Genomic DNA, 16942 nt, shown 5'->3' with positions numbered 1-16942 from the left:
TCTCCGCATGACCCACGCGCTTGAATTCATCGGCATGATCGCGCATCGCCGCAGCTCCGAGATCCATCCGGCGACGGAGGTGTTCGACCCTGCCTACATCACCCGCTTCGCCCTCGCGCATGAGCAGGCCGGCTTCGACCGGGTGCTGATCGCCTGGCATTCGGCGCATCCGGACGCGCTGCTTGTCGCCTCCCACGCCGCGGCCACGGCGAAGCGCATCGGCTTCATGATTGCGCATCGCCCGGGGTTCATCGCGCCCACGCTGGCCGCGCGGCAATTCGCGACGTTCGACCAGCTGACGGGCGGGCGCGCCGCGATCCACGTCATCACCGGCGGCAGCCCGAAGGAGCAGCGCGCCGATGGCGATTTCCTCGACCACGACCAGCGCTACGCCCGCTCCGACGAATACGTGGAACTGCTGAAGCGCGTCTGGACGAGCGAGAAACCCTTCGACCATCACGGGCCGCTCTATCGCTTCGAGGGCGCCTTCTCCGAGATCAAGCCCGCGCAGAAGCCCCACATCCCGATCTTCTTCGGCGGCTCGTCCGACGCCGCCATCGAGGTCGCCGGACGGCATGCCGACACCTACGCCTTCTGGGGCGAAACGCTGGACCAGGCGCGCGAGACCATCGGCCGCGTCCGCGCCAGTGCGGCACGGGCGGGGCGCGACCCGTCGGCGCTGCGCTTCTCGCTGTCCTTCCGCCCGGTGCTCGCCGCGACGGAAGCGGCGGCCTGGGAGCGCGCGCGCGGCATTCTCGCCCGCATCAATGAATTGCGCGGAACGGATCTGGGAATCGTGAACCGGAAGCCCGAGAGCATCGGGTCGCAACGCTTGCTCGAAGCCGCCGCCGGCGGCGCGGTGCGCGACAAGCGCCTGTGGACGGAAGTCGCGGCCGCGGTCGGCGCCGGGGCCAACACCACGGCCCTGGTCGGCACGCCCGAGCAGGTCGCCGAAAGCCTCGCCGAATATCACGCGATCGGCGTTACCACCTTCCTGATCCGCGGCTTCGACCCGCTGGAGGATGCGGAGGAATTCGGCCGCTCGCTGCTGCCCGCGACCCGCGCGGCCGTGGCGGGGCTGGCGAAGGCGGCCTGAACCGGCCGTCTACGCGTCTTCGAACACCAGCCGCGGCTTCAGCCGCGGTGCCGCGAATTCGAGGAAGGCGCGCAGCTTCTGCGGCGGCAGCCGGCCGCCGAGCGTCACCAGGTGCACCGGCCAGGGCGGCGGCTCATGCCCGCGCAGCAGCACCACCAGCCGCCCGTCGCGCACCGCATCCGCCACCTGGTAGCTGAGCAGGCGGGTGATGCCGATGCCGGCGATGGCGGCGTCGGCGGCGGCCTCCACCATGCTGACGGCCAGGCGCGAATGCACCCGGGCGCGAACCTCCTTGCCGAAGCGCCACTCATCGGCCGATTGCAGCCCGGTATAGGTCACGCAGTGGTGCGCCGCGAGGTCGGCTGGCGTCTGCGGCGCCGGGTGCGCCGCGAGGTAGCCAGGGCTCGCGCACACGACATGCCGCACCGCGCCGATCCGCTGCGCGACCAATGCGCTGTCCGGCAACGCGCCGATGCGCAATGCGAGGTCGACATGCTCTTCGGCCAGGTTCACCACGCGGTCGCCGAGCTGCAGGCGGACATCCACCTCCGGAAAAGCCACCAGGAATTCGGCGATGACCGGCGTCATGTGCAGGCGCCCGAACGCCACCGGCGCGGAGATCGCGAGCTCTCCCTGTGGCGCGATGTACTCGCCGGCGGCGAGGCGCTCGGCCTCGGCGAATTCATCGAGCAGCCGGCGCGCGGATTCGTAGAAGCGCTGCCCCGCCTCGGTGGGCGAGACTTGGCGCGAGGTGCGCGTGAGCAGCCGCACCCGAAGATGCGCCTCCAGCTCGCTCACCCTGCGGCTGACGGTGGGCAGCGGCATGCGCAAACGTCGCGCGGCGGCGGAAAATCCGCCCGCCTCGATCACCGCGACGAAGGTGGCGGCGGCCGCGAAGCGGTCCATCTGGGCCTTTCAGCCATCGGAATGATGCTGGCCGAGACTGGCCGATGCCACTGCCGAGTGGAAGGGTGCGTCCGATGGAGCGAGAAATCGCCGGCGCTGGCCCGCGCGCCTACTTCCAGGGAGCCTCGAAGGGGGGCGGGGGGACGACTTCGAACGTGTTCAACTGCATGGCCAGCAGGCTGTAGTAGCCGACCAGACCCGTCAGCTCGACGCAGCCCTTGTCGCCCAGCAGCGCGTTGGCTTCGGCGTAGGTCGCATCGTCCACCCGCTTCTCCCGCAGCATGGCGCGCACGAAGGCGACCACCACGCGGTCGGCGTCGGCATCGAACGGGATCTCCGCCGCATCGGTGCCGATGGCGGCGATCACCGCGTCGGGCACACCCTGCTTCGCCGCGATCGGCGCGTGGGCGAACCATTCGTAGCCGGCGCGCCAGTGTTGGCCGACGCACAGGATGGCCAGCTCGCGCAGCCGCATCGGAACGGAGCAATCGAAGCGGATGAAGACGCCCAGCTGCTCCACCCGCGAGCAGAGCTCCGCACTGGTGATCAGCGCGGTGAACGGCCCGCGCACGGCGCCCCGCGCACCCGAGGCGATGCGATCCCAGGCCTCCTGCTGCGCCGGATCCAGCTCCTCGCGCACAAGCGGCGGGAGGCGGGGCATTATTCGGCGGCCACGCGCATCGATGGCGCAAAGGCGGGCATCACCTCGCGCGCGAAAGCGCGGAGATTGGCGGCGGATGCGTTCGGGTCGGTCAGCAGGATGTTCGTCGCACCGCCGGCCTCCAGCTGGCGGAGGCGCGCAATGATCTCCTCCGGCGTGCCGAGCAGCGGCGCCGTGTCCTGTTCCACGCTGTCCGCCAGGCCGCCGCGGGCGAGGTCGCCGATGACGCCCACCACGCGCTTGCGCGTGGCATAGGCGGCCTCGCGCTCCTCCTCGGAATGGATCATCTGCAGCGCGCGCGCGACGCCGACCATGTTGGAATGGTAGGGGCGGCCGATGGCCTCGCATTCCGCGCGGAAGATGGCGATGCGCTCGATCACCTGGTCCACCTGCGCGAGCTGGTCGAGCAACAGGCAGAACCCTTCGCGCGCCGCGCGGCGGATGCTGTCGGCGCTGCCGGCCGCCAGCCAGAAAGGCGGATGCGGCCGCTGCAACGGCGCGGGCTCGACCAGGAAATTGTCGAAGTGCCAGCGCTTGCCGTGATGGGTGAATCGCTCATCCCCGGCCCAGGCCTTCTTGATGACCGCGATGCATTCGTCGAACCGCTCCGACGCTTCCTCGATGGGAATGCAGAAGGCTTCGAATTCCGGCTTGCGATACCCCTTGCCGACGCCGAAATCGAAGCGCCCGCCCGACAGCAGATCCAGCGTTGCCGCCTGCTCTGCGATCAGCACCGGGTTGTGCCAGGGCAGCACGACCACCGCGGTGCCAAGCCTGATGTTGGTCGTCTTGGCGGCCAGATAGGCCAGCAGCGTGAGCGAGGCCGAGACCTGGCCCTGGCCGGTCGAGTGATGCTCGACCATGAACATGTGCTTGAAGCCGAGGCGGTCGGCCTCCTGCACATACTCGATGAAGCTGGTGTAGCCCTGGTTGTCCTCGATCCCGACGCTGCGCTTGGTGCGGGCGCCGCCGAACAATCCGAACTGCATGATGTTTGATCCCTGGAGGCGGTTTCCTTGCAGTGAGTTTGGCGAAGCGATTGCGGCAAGGGAAGGCCGCAATGGGCAAATGTGCCGTGCCGGGATGTCCGCAATCCGCGCGTACGACAGCATCGGGGAGATTTATTTCCCCGTGCTTGCGGACCACGCGGCACAACTCAACGGACGCCCGCCTATGTGACAGGCTCCCTGCGCCTAGGCACTATGCCGCCCATGGAAGACACAGTTGCAATCGTCACCGGTGGTCTCCGTGGCCTTGGAAAGGCCATGGCGCTGGGCCTGCTGCGCGCTGGGCATCGCGTGGTTGCAGTGGGCCATATTCCCGACGACATCCCCGCCATGGTCGATGCGGCGGGCGAGGACGCCCCCCGGCTGACCTGCCTGGCGCTGGACCTGCTGCAGTCGGAGGCCCGGGAGGCTTTGGTGTCCCAGGCGGAGGCCATCGGGGCCGTCGGCGTGCTGGTCAACAATGCCGGGCTGACCTTCACCTATTTCGATCCGAAGCGCTTCGTCGACGGCCCAAGGAAGTTCTGGGTGCTGGAGGATGCCACGGTGCAGGCGGTGATGGACACCAACTACATGGTGGCCGATTGCCTGACGCGGCGCCTGGTGCCGGGGATGCTGGCGCGCAGCTGGGGCCGCATCGTCAATGTCACGACCAAGCTGGACACCATGGACCGGGCGGGGAGCATTCCCTACGGGCCGTCCAAAGCGGCGCTGGAGCTGGCGAGCTCGATCTGGGCGAAGGATCTCGCGGGCACGCCGGTCACGGTGAACATCGTCAATCCGGGTGCGGGCGCGCATACGCCGGGCATGGCGCAGGAGATGCGCGACTGGTCGGATAGCGGGAAGGCGCCGCGGCTGCTGGACGCGGAGGCGATGGCGCCGCCCCTGCTGTTCGTGGTCTCGCGTGAGGCAGACGCGGTGCAGGGCTGGCGCTTCGATGCGACCACATGGGATGCGTCGGTGCCGCCGGTCGAGGCTGCGCGGCGCAGCGGGAGGCGGGCCGGGTTCCTGCTGCATCCGGTCGAGGATTTTTCCGCCGCATAACGGCGCGATTGGGGAGAGAGACGATGGAATGGAATCCGCAGCCGCTCGATGCGGCCGACGTCACCGTGCATCGGCGCGGGAAGGGCAAGCCGCTGGTGCTGCTGCATTGCCTGGGCATGACCCACCGCTTCTGGGACGTGCTGGAGCCGCTGACCGACCGCTATGAGCTGATCGCCTACAGCTTCCCCGGCCATGGCGACACGCCGCTCCCTGCGGGTCAGTACGGAGCGCCGGAGCTGACGGCGCAGCTGCGCGCCATCGCGCAGCGCGAGGGGCTGGCCACGTTCCACCTGGCCGGCATTTCGATGGGCGGCTCGGTCGCGCAGCACTTCGCCGGCACGCATCCCGAGATGATCGACAAGCTGATCCTGTGCGACTGCACGCCGAAGTATAATGAGGAATCGCGGGCCAACTGGCCGGCGCGCGCCGGCATCGCGCGCAAGGATGGCGTAGCCGCCTTGATCCCAATGCTGATGCAGACCTTCTTCACGCCGCCCTCGGTCGCCGAGAACGGGCCGAACGTGCAATTCGTCCGCGCCGCCTTCGAGGCCTGCAGCGGCGAGGGCTATGCCCGCGCCTGCGAGATGCTGGCCATGGTCGATGCCGAAGCCGAGGCGCGCCGCATCACCGCCGAGACCCTGATCATGCTCGGCTCCAACGAGCGCCAGGCCTTCAAGGATGCCGCCGTGTGGATGCGCGCGAACATCCCCAACGCCCGCGCCGTGATCGAGGTCCCGGACGCCGGCCATGCCTCCGTCCGTGAGCGCCCCTCATTCTGCGTGGATCAGTTCGCCGCCTTCCTCGGCTGAGTCGCTGAGGCGGCGTTGCCGGTCCACAGCGCGCCGCGGACCGGCAACGGCCTGAATGGCCTGTCATGCAACGGTCAGCACGGGTTCATTGTCCTGACGCCGGTCGCACGCTAACTCGTCATGTTATGGACATGGCATTGCCAAGTGACGCCGGCGGCCCTCTTCCGGGCCGTCGCCGCAAACCCCTCCGGTTCCGCCCCTGGCTGCAAGGCTCGCTGTGGGGCGACGTGATGGAGCCGCGACCCCTCGGCGGACGGGTGCGCGCCATCCGGCGCATCTCCTTCGCGCTGATCTGGACGATGCTCGCCATCCCGATCCAGGCGCTGATGCTGCTGCTGCCGGGCCATGCGAAAGTCGCCTTCGCGCGCATCTACAACCGGGTGCTCTGCCGGCTGATCGGCATCCGCGTGCAGGTGGTCGGCGAGCAGGCGCGCGGCGGCAGCGTGCTGTTCCTGTCCAACCACACCTCCTGGCTCGACATCCTGGTGCTCGGCGGCACGCTCGAAGCCTGCTTCGTGGCCAAGGCCGAGGTCGGGCAATGGCCGCTCGTGCGCACCATCGCGCGGATGGGACGCACCGTCTTCGTCAGCCGAAAGCGCGGCACGACGGGGCGCGAATCCGACGAGATCCGGGCGCGGCTCGCCGGTGGCGACAGCCTGATCCTGTTCCCCGAGGGTACCTCGAACGACGGCACCCGCACCCTGCCCTTCCGCTCCGCCTTCCTGGGTGCGGCGGCCGGCGCGCGGCTCGTGCAACCCGTCTCCATCGTCTACGACCGGCTCGGCGGGCTGCCGGCCTGCCGGCGCGACCGGCCGCTCTTCGCCTGGTACGGCGACATGGATATCGGCAGCCACTTCTGGCGCATCGCCCGCCGCTCCGGCGCGCGCGCGACAGTGCTGCTGCATGAGGCGGTAGACCCGGCGCTCTACGCCGACCGCAAGGACCTGACGCAGCGGGTGGAAGCGGTGGTTGCGGCAGGGGCGTCTCAGCTGCGGCAGAACAGGGTGCCGGTGCCGCTGAGCCTGTAGGACAGTGAAGGGGAAAGGCATTCCCCGAAACGCCGTTCTGTCGGCCGGTCTCGGGGTGCTGTTGCGCGGGTCATCACCGACCCCTGGCGTTCGTCTAATCCCGCGCGTGCGCTCCGGCGGTCTTGGGTATCACGCCGGAAAAACTTGCTTTCTCGACCGACAGGTTCGGAGCCGGCCAGGCGAGCAGGCGCGCTTTAAGCGCCTCGCAATCGCCCATTTCGTTCAAGGTCGAGGCGTAGCGAATTGCGGCCTTGCCGGCGTGAACTCTCCAGGCCTCGTCCGACAGCATACGATCCATTTCGGTCTCATCGATGGGAAACACGCAGCCTTCGAAGCCGGGCGGAAGACTCGCCATCGTGTGAGGAGACCCGAAGACAGGCCTTCCTCGGCTCAGCGCGTCGATCACCTTGATCTTCAGCCCGGTACCGTCGACCGGCGAAACCACGATACGGCTAACGGCATAGACGCCCGCAAGGTCTTCGACATAGTCCAGCATGACCGCGCCCACACTCCGGGCGGCCGCGACGACGTCTGCCACCCCGCACACCCGCCCCGCGATTGCGAAGCGACGGGTGTTCAGCCAAGTCCGGTGTTCATGGATGAACCTGATCAAGCCACGCGCATTGAACGGGTTTTCTGATCCCACGAACAGCACATCGTGCCGGATGTTCGACTCAGGCGATGGAAGGATTTGCGGTGATGGAACGCCCGAGTACTTGGGGACATAGTAGGTCTTCGTGTCCGGCAGCAGCATCCGGAAAAACGAGACCTCAGCCGGAGCGATGCCGATCAAACCTCCCACTGAGCCAAGGACGGTGAGCTCGCCCCGCGCCTTGAGCATCGTCCGCGCGTCGGTGACGTTTCCGCCGGATTGCTTTAGGCCGCTGAGAAAGGCGAGGTCGTGTGTTTCCAAGATGACGTCGGCGTCGGGAAGCCCATTCACTTCAATCAGACCCCGCGCGTAGTGCACGATAAACAGTGACAGTTCCGAACGACATGAGATCGCCTGAAGGCGCGGGCTCAGGTATGGAATTCTCAATCTGAAAGCGCGCACTGCGAGATTGGGTGACAGTGCGGCCAACAAGACCTTGATCCGGGTCCACGCCCTAACGAGGATTGATGACTCCTCGAGGACGAGTTCCGCGCCTGGATAGAGTTCGCCGAACTGACGGATCTCAGTGTCTCGCCATGGCCAGGCGTTGTGGTCACGATACGAGTAAAAGACGATGCGCGCATCGATGCTCACCAGGAACATCATTAAGTCGGACATGCGCCTGTGCGCGCCATTTTCCTGATTTATGAAGGCGCCGTTGAAGTAGACGACAACCGCCGGTCCATTGCGTACGAATGTCTCGGACATCAGCTCGCCGTCGAAATAAAGATGGCTTTGGCAAGGTTTTTCATCTACTATCAGCAATAACTATAACGGTGTCCGCCGTAATCTTTTCTTCATCATCCCCGCCATCGAATACAAAATTGGGGGCACAATCGATCGAACTGCAACTTTTAAGAACGATGGCGCAGTCTGAGGGGCGAAATACGAGTCGAAACTCGCCGATGCCCCATGATCATCGCGGCCGTTACTGTAATAGTATGCTGCAACAGATCGGCGCGTGATTCCGGGCGGCGGATTCAATCCGCCGGGATGACCATGCAGACTCACGTCGGTATGGGCAAAAACAATGGTCCTGCCGAAGGTAGGCAATATGCGTTCCGCGCATTTATTTTGAGCGACATCCCATAACTCCAGAAGACCGCCGTATTCTTCATTCCAGTCTTTGTTGAGGTAGGTGATCACAACAAGCCGATTGTCCAGTTTTGTGACGGGATGCTTGCTGAAATCCAAATGCAGGCCGAACTTTCCACCCGATCGGCTCTCGTGCATGCCACCCCCTTTCATTAGGGGGTCGAATACAAGCCCTCGGATACCGGAAAGCTCACCCATAAAATTAACAAACCAAGCGGAACTCAGGATATCGAAATAAGTCTGCGTCGCAGGACCGAACTTGCTGTTGGGGTTGGACCGCAGCGTTAGTTGATGCTGATTTTCAATTTCTCTCCATCCCTGCTTCCCGAGATGATCGAATTCCTCGTGGACCTCAGCCAGGAGATCTTCCGAAAAAAGGCCGTCAAAAACAAGATGGGGGAAAGGGGAAGCGCTGGAAAATTGATCGGCCTTGTCCAGCAGCGACTTGACCACGTCATCGTTCACGAAACGGCTGATCGGAACAATGTTCCTGGAACTCGCTTCCTGCATCGCGTTCATGTTGCACCCGATCCACTGACGCTGGAATTCATGTGCCAACGTATAAGGTCATCATCTGGATGCGCGCACGCGCAAAAAGAACCACGGTGATCGGTGTGGCCCGCGGGGCGCCTGGCGTCCAGCGAGCCCAAGATTCGTGGCTCGAGCAAGTCGTTTGCCGGTAGCCAAACCCTGTCCACGGTCTTCCTTACGCCAGCGCCGCGATCGCCGCCCCGACCCCACCGGGCGTGTGCGGCACGCCGGCCACCTGCATTGCCAGCTCCACCGTCGCCAACGTGCCCAGGATCATCGGCTCGTTCAGGTCGCCCAGGTGGCCGATGCGGAACACCTTGCCGCCCAGCGGCCCCAGCCCGCCGCCCAGCGACACGTTGAACTTCTGCAGCGCCACGGCCCGCAGCGCGTCCGCGTCGAAGCCTTCGGGCATCATGATGGCGGTCACGCTGTCCGAGTACCGCGCCGGGTTCAGGCAGAAGAGCTGCGGGCCGTTATTGCCCGACCAGTGCTGCACGGCGGCGCGCACTGCGCGCGCCAGGCGGGAATGGCGGGTGAAGACATTCTCCAGCCCTTCCTCCTGCTCGATCAGCCGCAGCGCTTCCTGCAGGCCGTAGAAGAAGGATACCGGCACCGTGCCGACGAAGCTCTTGTGCCGGCGGGTGAGCATGTTGGTCCAGTTGAAGTAGTGCTTGGGCAGGCGGGACGTCTTGTGCGCCTCCAGCGCCTTGTCCGACACGCCCGTGAAGCTCATGCCCGTGGGCAGCATCAGACCCTTCTGGCTGCCGCCCACCGCGGCATCGACGCCCCACTCGTCCATGCGAAAATCCAGGCTGCCGAGCGAGGAGATGGTGTCCGCCAGCAGCAGCGCCGGGTGGCCGGTGGCGTCCATCGCGGCGCGCACCTCGGCGACCGGCAGGGCCATGCCCGTCGCGGTCTCGTTGTGCACGACGCAGACCGCCTTGATGACGTGCGCGGAATCCTCGGCGAGTGCGGCCCGCACGGCGGCGATGTCCACGCCGCGCCGCCAATCGGCCGCGACGGACCGCACCTCGATCCCGAGATCCTCCGCCATCTTCGCCCAGGACAGGGAAAAATATCCCGTCTCCAGGATCAGCACCGTGTCGCCGGGCGAGAGCAGGTTGACGAAGCTCGCCTCCCACGCCGCATGGCCCGAGCCGGTGTAGAGAAAGATGTTCTGCTTGGTCTTGAGGACGCGCTTAAGGCCCTCGACGCACGCGTCGTAGATCGCGATGAAGTTCGGGTCGTTGAAATCGACCGTCTGGTGCGCGCCGGCGAGCAGCACGGAATCGGGGATGTTCGTCGGGCCCGGATTGGCGAAGAACTGGCGGCCGCGCGGGCGGGCATTCTTTGGTGTCGCATCCATGGTGAATTCCTCCCTGGAATGGTCTTGCCCGGTCATCCCATGACCGGCGCGGCTTGCCCAGGGGGCGCGGCCAAATTCCCGGCCTGGACAGTGGCGCGCGGCCGTTCTCTGCTGCCGCCCAAGGCACGCCGCGACGCAGCGGGACAGATGCCACGGAGGATCCGATGCCCGCATCCGCACGCCTCGTCGCCGCCAGCCTGCTGTCGCTTCTCGCCGCCGTGCTCGCCACGGCCCCGGCATCTGCCCAGGACGCCTGGCCCAGCCGCGCCATCCGCTTCATCGTCCCCTTCGCGCCAGGCGGATCCAACGACTTCACCGCCCGCCTCATGGCGCCCCGCATGGCGGCCCGCCTGGGGCAACAGGTGGTCATCGAAACCAGGCCCGGCGCCGGCGGCGTCACCGGCGTGGACATCGCCGCCAAGGCCGCCCCCGATGGCTACACCATCGCGCTCGGCACCGCCGGCGGCATCGTCATCGGCCCGCTCATGGCCGCACGCCCGCCCTTCGACCCCACCCGCGACCTCGCCGCCGTGACGCTCGCCATCAACGTCCAGGTGCCGGTCGCGGTGCCCGGCGCCTCGCCCTACCGGACCATGCGAGACCTCATTGACGCTGCCCGCGCCAACCCAGGCCGCGTCACCTACGGCTCCTCCGGCACTGGCGGCCTGCCGCACCTGGCCGGCGAGCTCATCCGCATCGCCGCCGGCGTCGAGATGGTCCACGTGCCCTATCGCGGCGGCGCCCCCCTCGCCCTCGCCGTCCTCACCGCCGAGGTGAACGCCGGCCTCTCCGACCTGCCGGTCTTCATGCCCCATATCGCCTCCGGCCAGGTCCGCATCCTCGCCGTCGGCGCCCCAAACCGCCTGCGCTTCCTGCCCGACGTGCCCACCCTGGCCGAAACCGGCATCCCCAACATCGACACCAACAACTGGCACGGCCTGGTCACCGCCGCCGGCGTGCCAACCGCCATCCTCGACCGCCTGCAAGCCGCCGCACACGCCGCCCTCTCCGACCCCGAAGCCGCCCGACTCATCGCCGAACAAGGCATGGAAGCCGCCCCCGGCAGCCGCGCGGACTTCACCGCCCTCATCGTGCGCGAACAGAACCGCTGGCGCGGGGCGATCCAGAGCGCCGGCATTCGGCCGGAGTGATGGGGGGAAGACTGCAAGGCCAGGGCTCTGCCCTGGACCCGCGAGGAGCCTGTGGCCCCTCGACCCCCCTTTGTTGGTTTTGAAATGAGGAGGGGTGTGCTTGCTTGAAGCGCCGGGTTGGGGAGGCTCAACCCCTTCGCCCATTTCAAACCAACAGATGGAGGTCCAGGGGCAGCGCCCCTGGCCTTGCTTCCTCCCTCCCACCACTGAGGTCCGCATGATGGCGTCTGGGTTTCGCATTGGGTCGCCGATGCGGCGTGTCGAGGATCCGCGGTTCTTGCGCGGGGTCGGGCGGTATGTGGATGATCTCGGCGTGGCCGGCGCGGTGCATATGCATGTGTTGCGGTCGCCGCATGCGTCTGCACGGATCGAGGGAATGGATGTGGCGGCGGCGCGGCGCGCGCCGGGCGTGGTGTTGGTGTTGACGGCGACGGAGCTGGACGTGCCGGGGGTGTTGCGGTGCGTAACGCCGCGGCATCGGCGGGATGGGCGGGCATTGGTCAGTCCGGAGTGGCGTGTGTTGCCGTCGGATGCGGTGCGGCATGTGGGCGATGCGGTGGCGGTGGTGTTCGCGGAGAGCCTTGCTGCGGCGCGGGATGCGGCCGAGTTGATTGAGGTGGCGTATGTGCCGTTGCCTTCGGTCACGGATGTGGCGGAGGCCGCGGCCGGGGCGGAGGTTTGGCCGGGCGAGGCGCCGGGGAATGAGTGTTTTCATTTCCGCCTGGGGGATGCGGATGCGGTGGGTGCCGCGTTCGCGAAGGCGGCGCATGTGACGCGGCTGGCGTTCCGGATTTCGCGGCTGACGGCGGCACCGATGGAGCCGCGCAACCTGGTGGCCTCCTATGACCCGGTGGATGAGCGCTACACGCTGACGACGGGAACGCAGTTGCCGCATGTGATGCGCAACGAGATCGCGGAGCATGCGCTGGGGGTCGCGTCGAACCGCCTGCGGGTCATCAGCCCGGATGTCGGCGGCGGGTTCGGCATGAAGGAGAGCCCGTTCCCAGAGCATGTCTGCGCGCTGGTGGCGGCGCGGATGCTGGGGCGTCCGGTGCGCTGGGCGGCGACGCGCAGCGAGAGTTTCTTGAGCGACAGCCATGCGCGCGACAATGCCTCGGTGGGGGAATTGGCGCTGAATGCGGCGGGCGATTTTCTGGCGATGCGGGTGCGCACGGCGGCCAATCTGGGGGCCTATCTCGCGTGGCAGGGGCCGGTGTCGTCGACCAACAATGTGGGTGGGTTGGCCGGCGTCTATCGCACGCCGCACATCTGCACCGAGGTGACGGGGTATTTCACCAACACCCAGCCGACGGCGCCCTATCGCGGCGCGGGGCGCCCGGAGGCGATCTTCGCGATGGAGCGGCTGATCGATCTCGCCGCCGATGAAATGGGGCTGGACCGGATTGAACTGCGGGCGAGGAACATGATCAGGCCGGAGGAGATGCCGTTCCGCACGGGCCTCGACTACACCTACGACAGCGGTGATTTCCCGAAGAACATGGCGTTGGCGCTAGCGGCCGCCGACTGGGATGGGTTCGCGACGCGTCGTTCGGAAGCGGCCGCGCGCGGCATGCTGCGCGGCATCGGCATCGCGAATGCGATCGAGAGTGCCGGCGGGCCGCACCGCAAGCCGCTAGAGGAGGCTGCCGAAATCCGCTTCGATTCCGGCGGGTCGATGACGCTGTTGCTGGGCTCGCATAATCACGGGCAGGGGCATGAGACGGTGTTCGGCCAGATCGCGGCGACGCATCTGGGCATCCCGCCCGAGCGCATCCGCATCCTGTTCGGCGACACCGATGTGGTGGCGCATGGGCGCGGGACGATCGGCAGCCGGTCGATGATGGCTGCCGGCGGCGCGCTGGTCGGCGCGTCGCTGAAGGTGATCGCGCGCGGCAAGACGATCGCGGCGCATCTGCTGGAGGCGAGCGAGGCAGATATCGAATTTGAGGATGGCGTGTTCCGCGTGGCCGGCACCGATCGAGGGTTCGGGATCGAGGCCGTCGCGCGGCAGAGCTACATCCCCGGCGCGCTGCCCGATGGCGCAGAGCTCGGGCTGGGCGCCTCGCTGGTGAACCGTCCCGGCGACGCGACCTTCCCCAATGGCTGCCATATCGCCGAGGTCGAGATCGACCCGGAGACGGGCGCCTGCGCGCTGCTGCGCTATACGGTGGTCGATGATGTGGGCACGGTGATCAACCCGATGCTGGTCAAGGGCCAGATCCATGGCGGCATCGCGCAAGGCATCGGCCAGGTGTTCGGCGAGGCGATCCGCTACGAGGATGGCCAGCTGATCAGCGGCAGCTTCATGGACTACGCCATGCCGCGGGCCGACGACCTCTGCGCCTTCAAGGTGCTGTCCAACCCGGTGCCGACGAAGACCAACGCGCTCGGCGTGAAGGGAGCGGGGGAGGCGGGGACCGTCGGCGCGCTGCCGGCGGGCATCGGTGCGGTGGTCGACGCGCTGCGCCCGCTCGGCATCCGCCACATCGCAATGCCCGCGACGCCGGAGACGATCTGGCGCGCCATCCAGGAGGCCCGCGCATGAGCACCATCCTGCTGATCCACGGCGCCTACCAGGGCGGCTGGATCTGGACCCGCGTCGCTTCCGTGCTACGTGCGCACGGGCATTTGGTGCTGGCGCCCTCGCTCGACGGCTGCGGGGAGCGCGCGCATGCGCTGCGACCCGGAATCACCACCGAAACCCATGCGGCGGAACTTGCGGACCTTCTCTTCCGCGAGGATCTGCGCGACGTGATCGCCTGCGGCACCTCGACCGGCGGGATGGTGCTGGCGCGGCTTGCCGAGATCGCGGGGGACCGCCTTACGCGGCTGGTCTTCGCCGATGCGCTGGTTCTGCGCGACGGCGAGGCGGTGGACGACATCGTGACCCGTCCCACCAAGGTGAATACCGCTCTGACCACTGGCCCCTCGCGCGAGGATGCAAAAACGCGGCTTTTTGCCGAGATGGACGCAGCGACACGCGAGTGGACGCTTGCGCGCATCACCCAGCAGCCGATCGGGACCATGGAGGCGCCGGTTGTGCTGCCGCATTTCTGGGACGCACGCTGGAACGCCGACGTCGTGTGGTGCCGACGCAGCACCAACCCTCCGGTCGCGCATCTCAAGCGCTCGCACGCCGCACTCGGGGGTGCCTGGCACGAACTTGACACCGGCCACTACCCGATGCTGACAGCCGCACCCGAACTCGCCGCAATCATCGCCGGCGGCTGATCAGACCGCCTCGACGCCCACGACGCGAAAGCTGCGCGCCTCGCCCTCGGGTTCGTTCACGGTCACGTACGCTCCGGGACGCAGCGTCTCGTGCACGGTGAGGCCCGTGGCCGGCGCGTCGGAGCGGTCGTCGGCCTGGTTGAAGAAGCGCAGCGACCAGCCGCTGTCTTCATCATACTGCACGTCGCCGCGGATGTCGGTCTCGCCAGGGCGGATGCGCATCGCCGGCCAGGGTTCCTCGTCGGCGATCCAGGCGGGCGCGTCCGGCCGGCCGTCGCCATCGAGCGCGAGGGCAAGGATGTAGCGGTGCGCCGGGCTGCCCTCGGGGAAGCCCGGGCCTGGCGCCATCGCCAGCGTCACGGTCATCACGCCCATTGTCACACCTTCAAATCGCCACGCGCACGCCGAGCTCGACCACGCGGTCGGAGGGAATACGAAAGAACTCCGTCGCGGGCACGGCGTTGCGGCTCATCGCGCCATAGAGATATTGCCGCCAGCGGGACATCTTCGGCACGACCGCCGCGACCAATTGTTCGCGACCCAGGAAATAGCTCGCCTGCATCGGTTCGAAGGCGACACCGAACTCGCTGAGCGATTCCAGCTCGCGCGGAATATTCGGGCTTTCCGAAAAGCCGTAGCGGATCAGCACACGGTGGATTCCCGGGGCCAGTTCGCTCACCTCGCGCCGCAGCTCCTGCGGCACCAGCGGCTCGTCCTGGTTGAGCACGGTGACGAAGAACACGCGCTCATGCAGCACCTTGTTATGCTTGAGGTTGTGCAGAAGCGCCGCGGGCACGTAGTCGGCCTGTCCCGTCATGAACACCGCGATTCCGGGCACCCGCACGGTGCGCGATTGCGGCAACCGCGCGATGTAGGATTTCAGCGGCAGGCTGTCCTGGCGAAAGCGCGCGAACAGCAACTGCCGGCCGCGCTGCCAGGTGGTCATCATCAGGAACAGCCCGCTGCCCAGGATCAGCGGCACGTAGCCGCCCTCGGGGATCTTCAGCACGTTGGCGATGAAGAAGGTGAGGTCGAGCAGCATCAGTGGCAGGAACACCGCGGCCACCAACGGCGTCGACCAGCCGAACTGCCGGCGGAACACGATCACGGCGAGGATGGTGGTGCAGATGAAGGTGCCAGTCACCGCGATGCCGTAGGCGGCGGCGAGGCTGTCCGAATTGCGGAAGGACAACACCAGGATCACCACGCCCACCAGCAGCAGCGCGTTGATCTGCGGCATGTAGATCTGCCCCTCCTCGGTCTCGGAGGTGTGCTTGACGGACAGGCGCGGCAGGAAGCCCAGCTGCACGCATTGCCGCCCGATGGTGTAGGCGCCCGAGATCATCGACTGGCTCGCGATCACCGTCGCGGCCGCGGCGAGAAACACCAGCGGCAGCCGCAGCCATTCGGGGGCGAGCAGGTAGAAGGGATTCTCCAGCGCGGCGGGGTCGCGCAGCATCAGCGCGCCCTGGCCGAGATAGTTCAGGGCGAGTGCCGGCAGCACGAAGAAATTCCACGCCATGCGGATCGGGCGTCGCCCGAAATGGCCCATATCGGCATACAGCGCCTCCGCCCCCGTCACCGCAAGGACGACCGAGCCCATCGCGATGAAGGCGGCCAGGTGATAGCGGATCGCGAAGTTCACCGCGTAGTGCGGCGAGAGCGCGGCCAGCACCGCCGGCGTCTGCACCATCTCCACCAGGCCGAGCAGCCCGATGACCGAGAACCACACCACGCAGACCGGGCCGAACATCGCGCCGATCAGCCGCGTGCCGCGGAACTGCACCACGAACAGCCCGATCAGGATCGCGACCGAGATCGGCAGCACGGCATGCTCGAAGGTGGGCGAGACGACCTTCAGGCCCTCGATCGCAGAGAGCACGGAAATCGCGGGGGTGATGATGCCGTCGCCGAAGAACAGGCAAGCGCCGGCGATGCCGATCATCGCGACGGCGGCGCGCGCACGCCCGCCCTGGATCTGCCGCTGCGCCAAGGTCATCAGCGCGAGAATGCCGCCCTCGCCCTTGTTGTCGGCGCGCATGATGATGATGACGTATTTCACCGTCACGGTCAGGATCAGCGACCAGATGATCAGCGAGAGGATGCCCAGCACCTCCCAGGCCTCGATCCCATCCGCGGAAAAATGCAACAGCGCGGTCCGGAACGCGTAGAGCGGGCTGGTGCCGATATCGCCATAGACGACGCCGAGCACGCCAAGCAGCAACGCCGGCGTGAGAGGCTGCCGGTCGCCGGCCGCGGCTGGGTTACTCAAGCGGGGTACTCCGTAATGCGGTGCAACATTACGCCCGGATGGGGAGAGTCTCAAGGAAGGCCGGGGAAAGGAATTTCCCCGGACCCCATTCTTTTG

15 protein-coding genes are annotated in these 16942 nt (G+C 67.1%); 7 read left to right on the top strand and 8 right to left on the bottom strand.

All coding sequences use genetic code 11. From position 1 onward, the window contains the following. Positions 1-7 precede the first annotated feature (7 nt). Positions 8-1096 carry an LLM class flavin-dependent oxidoreductase gene (locus GXW79_RS04395; RefSeq protein ID WP_211873129.1) on the top strand — a complete coding sequence of 363 codons (1089 nt, stop codon included), beginning with the start codon at positions 8-10 and terminating at the stop codon, positions 1094-1096. A 9-nt stretch (positions 1097-1105) separates the two neighbouring features. Here the strand turns inward: GXW79_RS04395 and GXW79_RS04390 are convergent, their stop codons facing one another. From GXW79_RS04390 to GXW79_RS04380, 3 genes are all read right to left on the bottom strand, one after another. Next, entirely contained in the window at positions 1106-2002 is an 897-nt protein-coding gene (locus GXW79_RS04390) for a LysR family transcriptional regulator (RefSeq protein ID WP_211873128.1), read from the bottom strand. Between the two features lie 109 nt (positions 2003-2111). Beyond that, a complete protein-coding gene (locus tag GXW79_RS04385; protein ID WP_211873127.1) occupies positions 2112-2663 on the bottom strand; it encodes a carboxymuconolactone decarboxylase family protein in 552 nt (183 codons plus the stop codon). Continuing rightward, positions 2663-3652, bottom strand: a complete 990-nt coding sequence (locus tag GXW79_RS04380) for an LLM class flavin-dependent oxidoreductase (protein ID WP_211873126.1) — start codon at positions 3650-3652, stop codon at positions 2663-2665. Before GXW79_RS04380 ends, GXW79_RS04385 begins: the two co-directional genes overlap by 1 nt. Positions 3653-3865: 213 nt before the next feature. Here GXW79_RS04380 and GXW79_RS04375 point away from each other — a divergent pair, with 213 nt between their 5' ends. The 3 genes from GXW79_RS04375 (at position 3866) to GXW79_RS04365 (ending at position 6548) form a co-directional block, all read left to right on the top strand. Further along, positions 3866-4711 (top strand): SDR family NAD(P)-dependent oxidoreductase, encoded by an 846-nt coding sequence (locus tag GXW79_RS04375; protein ID WP_367614803.1) that lies wholly within the window; start codon positions 3866-3868, stop codon positions 4709-4711. A 23-nt stretch (positions 4712-4734) separates the two neighbouring features. Further along, positions 4735-5520 carry an alpha/beta fold hydrolase gene (locus GXW79_RS04370; protein WP_211873124.1) on the top strand — a complete coding sequence of 262 codons (786 nt, stop codon included), beginning with the start codon at positions 4735-4737 and terminating at the stop codon, positions 5518-5520. A gap of 230 nt (positions 5521-5750) precedes the next feature. After that, positions 5751-6548 (top strand): lysophospholipid acyltransferase family protein, encoded by a 798-nt coding sequence (locus GXW79_RS04365; protein WP_246503719.1) that lies wholly within the window; start codon positions 5751-5753, stop codon positions 6546-6548. Positions 6549-6642: 94 nt separating this feature from the next. On the opposite strand, the gene GXW79_RS04360 is transcribed toward GXW79_RS04365, so the two are convergent. The 3 genes from GXW79_RS04360 to GXW79_RS04350 form a co-directional block, all read right to left on the bottom strand. Continuing rightward, the gene (locus tag GXW79_RS04360; protein WP_211873122.1) at positions 6643-7908 is read right to left on the bottom strand and encodes a glycosyltransferase family 4 protein; all 1266 of its coding nucleotides are present in this window, start codon (positions 7906-7908) and stop codon (positions 6643-6645) included. A gap of 60 nt (positions 7909-7968) precedes the next feature. Beyond that, positions 7969-8814 carry a 2OG-Fe(II) oxygenase gene (locus tag GXW79_RS04355; protein WP_211873121.1) on the bottom strand — a complete coding sequence of 282 codons (846 nt, stop codon included), beginning with the start codon at positions 8812-8814 and terminating at the stop codon, positions 7969-7971. Positions 8815-9001: 187 nt separating this feature from the next. Then, on the bottom strand, positions 9002-10192 hold the full coding sequence (locus tag GXW79_RS04350) for a pyridoxal-phosphate-dependent aminotransferase family protein (protein WP_211873120.1): 1191 nt from the start codon (positions 10190-10192) through the stop codon (positions 9002-9004). Between the two features lie 164 nt (positions 10193-10356). On the opposite strand from GXW79_RS04350, the gene GXW79_RS04345 reads away from it, so the two are divergent. From GXW79_RS04345 to GXW79_RS04335, 3 genes are all read left to right on the top strand, one after another. Then, complete coding sequence (locus GXW79_RS04345; protein WP_211873119.1) at positions 10357-11343, top strand: Bug family tripartite tricarboxylate transporter substrate binding protein; 987 nt, start codon at positions 10357-10359, stop codon at positions 11341-11343. 277 nt (positions 11344-11620) lie between these two features. Beyond that, entirely contained in the window at positions 11621-13888 is a 2268-nt protein-coding gene (locus GXW79_RS04340) for a xanthine dehydrogenase family protein molybdopterin-binding subunit (RefSeq protein WP_367614802.1), read from the top strand. Continuing rightward, positions 13885-14574 carry an alpha/beta fold hydrolase gene (locus GXW79_RS04335; protein WP_211873118.1) on the top strand — a complete coding sequence of 230 codons (690 nt, stop codon included), beginning with the start codon at positions 13885-13887 and terminating at the stop codon, positions 14572-14574. The genes GXW79_RS04340 and GXW79_RS04335 overlap by 4 nt, the downstream gene beginning before the upstream one ends. On the opposite strand, the gene GXW79_RS04330 is transcribed toward GXW79_RS04335, so the two are convergent. Then, a complete protein-coding gene (locus tag GXW79_RS04330; protein WP_211873117.1) occupies positions 14575-14949 on the bottom strand; it encodes a hypothetical protein in 375 nt (124 codons plus the stop codon). A 10-nt stretch (positions 14950-14959) separates the two neighbouring features. Next, positions 14960-16846 carry a potassium transporter Kup gene (locus GXW79_RS04325; RefSeq protein WP_246503718.1) on the bottom strand — a complete coding sequence of 629 codons (1887 nt, stop codon included), beginning with the start codon at positions 16844-16846 and terminating at the stop codon, positions 14960-14962. Positions 16847-16942 lie beyond the last annotated feature (96 nt).

Source organism: Plastoroseomonas arctica, assembly GCF_018128965.1.
Taxonomy (GTDB): Bacteria; Pseudomonadota; Alphaproteobacteria; order Acetobacterales; family Acetobacteraceae; genus Plastoroseomonas; species Plastoroseomonas arctica.
This window is presented reverse-complemented; position numbering and strand designations above follow the sequence as displayed.

Excerpts from the sequence above, each read along its gene's own strand:
- GXW79_RS04345 (WP_211873119.1), top strand. The coding sequence starts at position 10,357 with ATGCCCGCATCCGCACGCCTCGTCGCCGCCAGCCTGCTGTCGCTTCTC.
- GXW79_RS04350 (WP_211873120.1), bottom strand. The coding sequence starts at position 10,192 with ATGGATGCGACACCAAAGAATGCCCGCCCGCGCGGCCGCCAGTTCTTC.
- GXW79_RS04355 (WP_211873121.1), bottom strand. The coding sequence starts at position 8,814 with ATGAACGCGATGCAGGAAGCGAGTTCCAGGAACATTGTTCCGATCAGC.
- GXW79_RS04390 (WP_211873128.1), bottom strand. The coding sequence starts at position 2,002 with ATGGACCGCTTCGCGGCCGCCGCCACCTTCGTCGCGGTGATCGAGGCG.
- GXW79_RS04395 (WP_211873129.1), top strand. The coding sequence starts at position 8 with ATGACCCACGCGCTTGAATTCATCGGCATGATCGCGCATCGCCGCAGC.
- GXW79_RS04330 (WP_211873117.1), bottom strand. The coding sequence starts at position 14,949 with ATGGGCGTGATGACCGTGACGCTGGCGATGGCGCCAGGCCCGGGCTTC.
- GXW79_RS04380 (WP_211873126.1), bottom strand. The coding sequence starts at position 3,652 with ATGCAGTTCGGATTGTTCGGCGGCGCCCGCACCAAGCGCAGCGTCGGG.
- GXW79_RS04335 (WP_211873118.1), top strand. The coding sequence starts at position 13,885 with ATGAGCACCATCCTGCTGATCCACGGCGCCTACCAGGGCGGCTGGATC.
- GXW79_RS04375 (WP_367614803.1), top strand. The coding sequence starts at position 3,866 with ATGCCGCCCATGGAAGACACAGTTGCAATCGTCACCGGTGGTCTCCGT.
- GXW79_RS04370 (WP_211873124.1), top strand. The coding sequence starts at position 4,735 with ATGGAATGGAATCCGCAGCCGCTCGATGCGGCCGACGTCACCGTGCAT.
- GXW79_RS04360 (WP_211873122.1), bottom strand. The coding sequence starts at position 7,908 with ATGTCCGAGACATTCGTACGCAATGGACCGGCGGTTGTCGTCTACTTC.
- GXW79_RS04385 (WP_211873127.1), bottom strand. The coding sequence starts at position 2,663 with ATGCCCCGCCTCCCGCCGCTTGTGCGCGAGGAGCTGGATCCGGCGCAG.
- GXW79_RS04365 (WP_246503719.1), top strand. The coding sequence starts at position 5,751 with ATGGAGCCGCGACCCCTCGGCGGACGGGTGCGCGCCATCCGGCGCATC.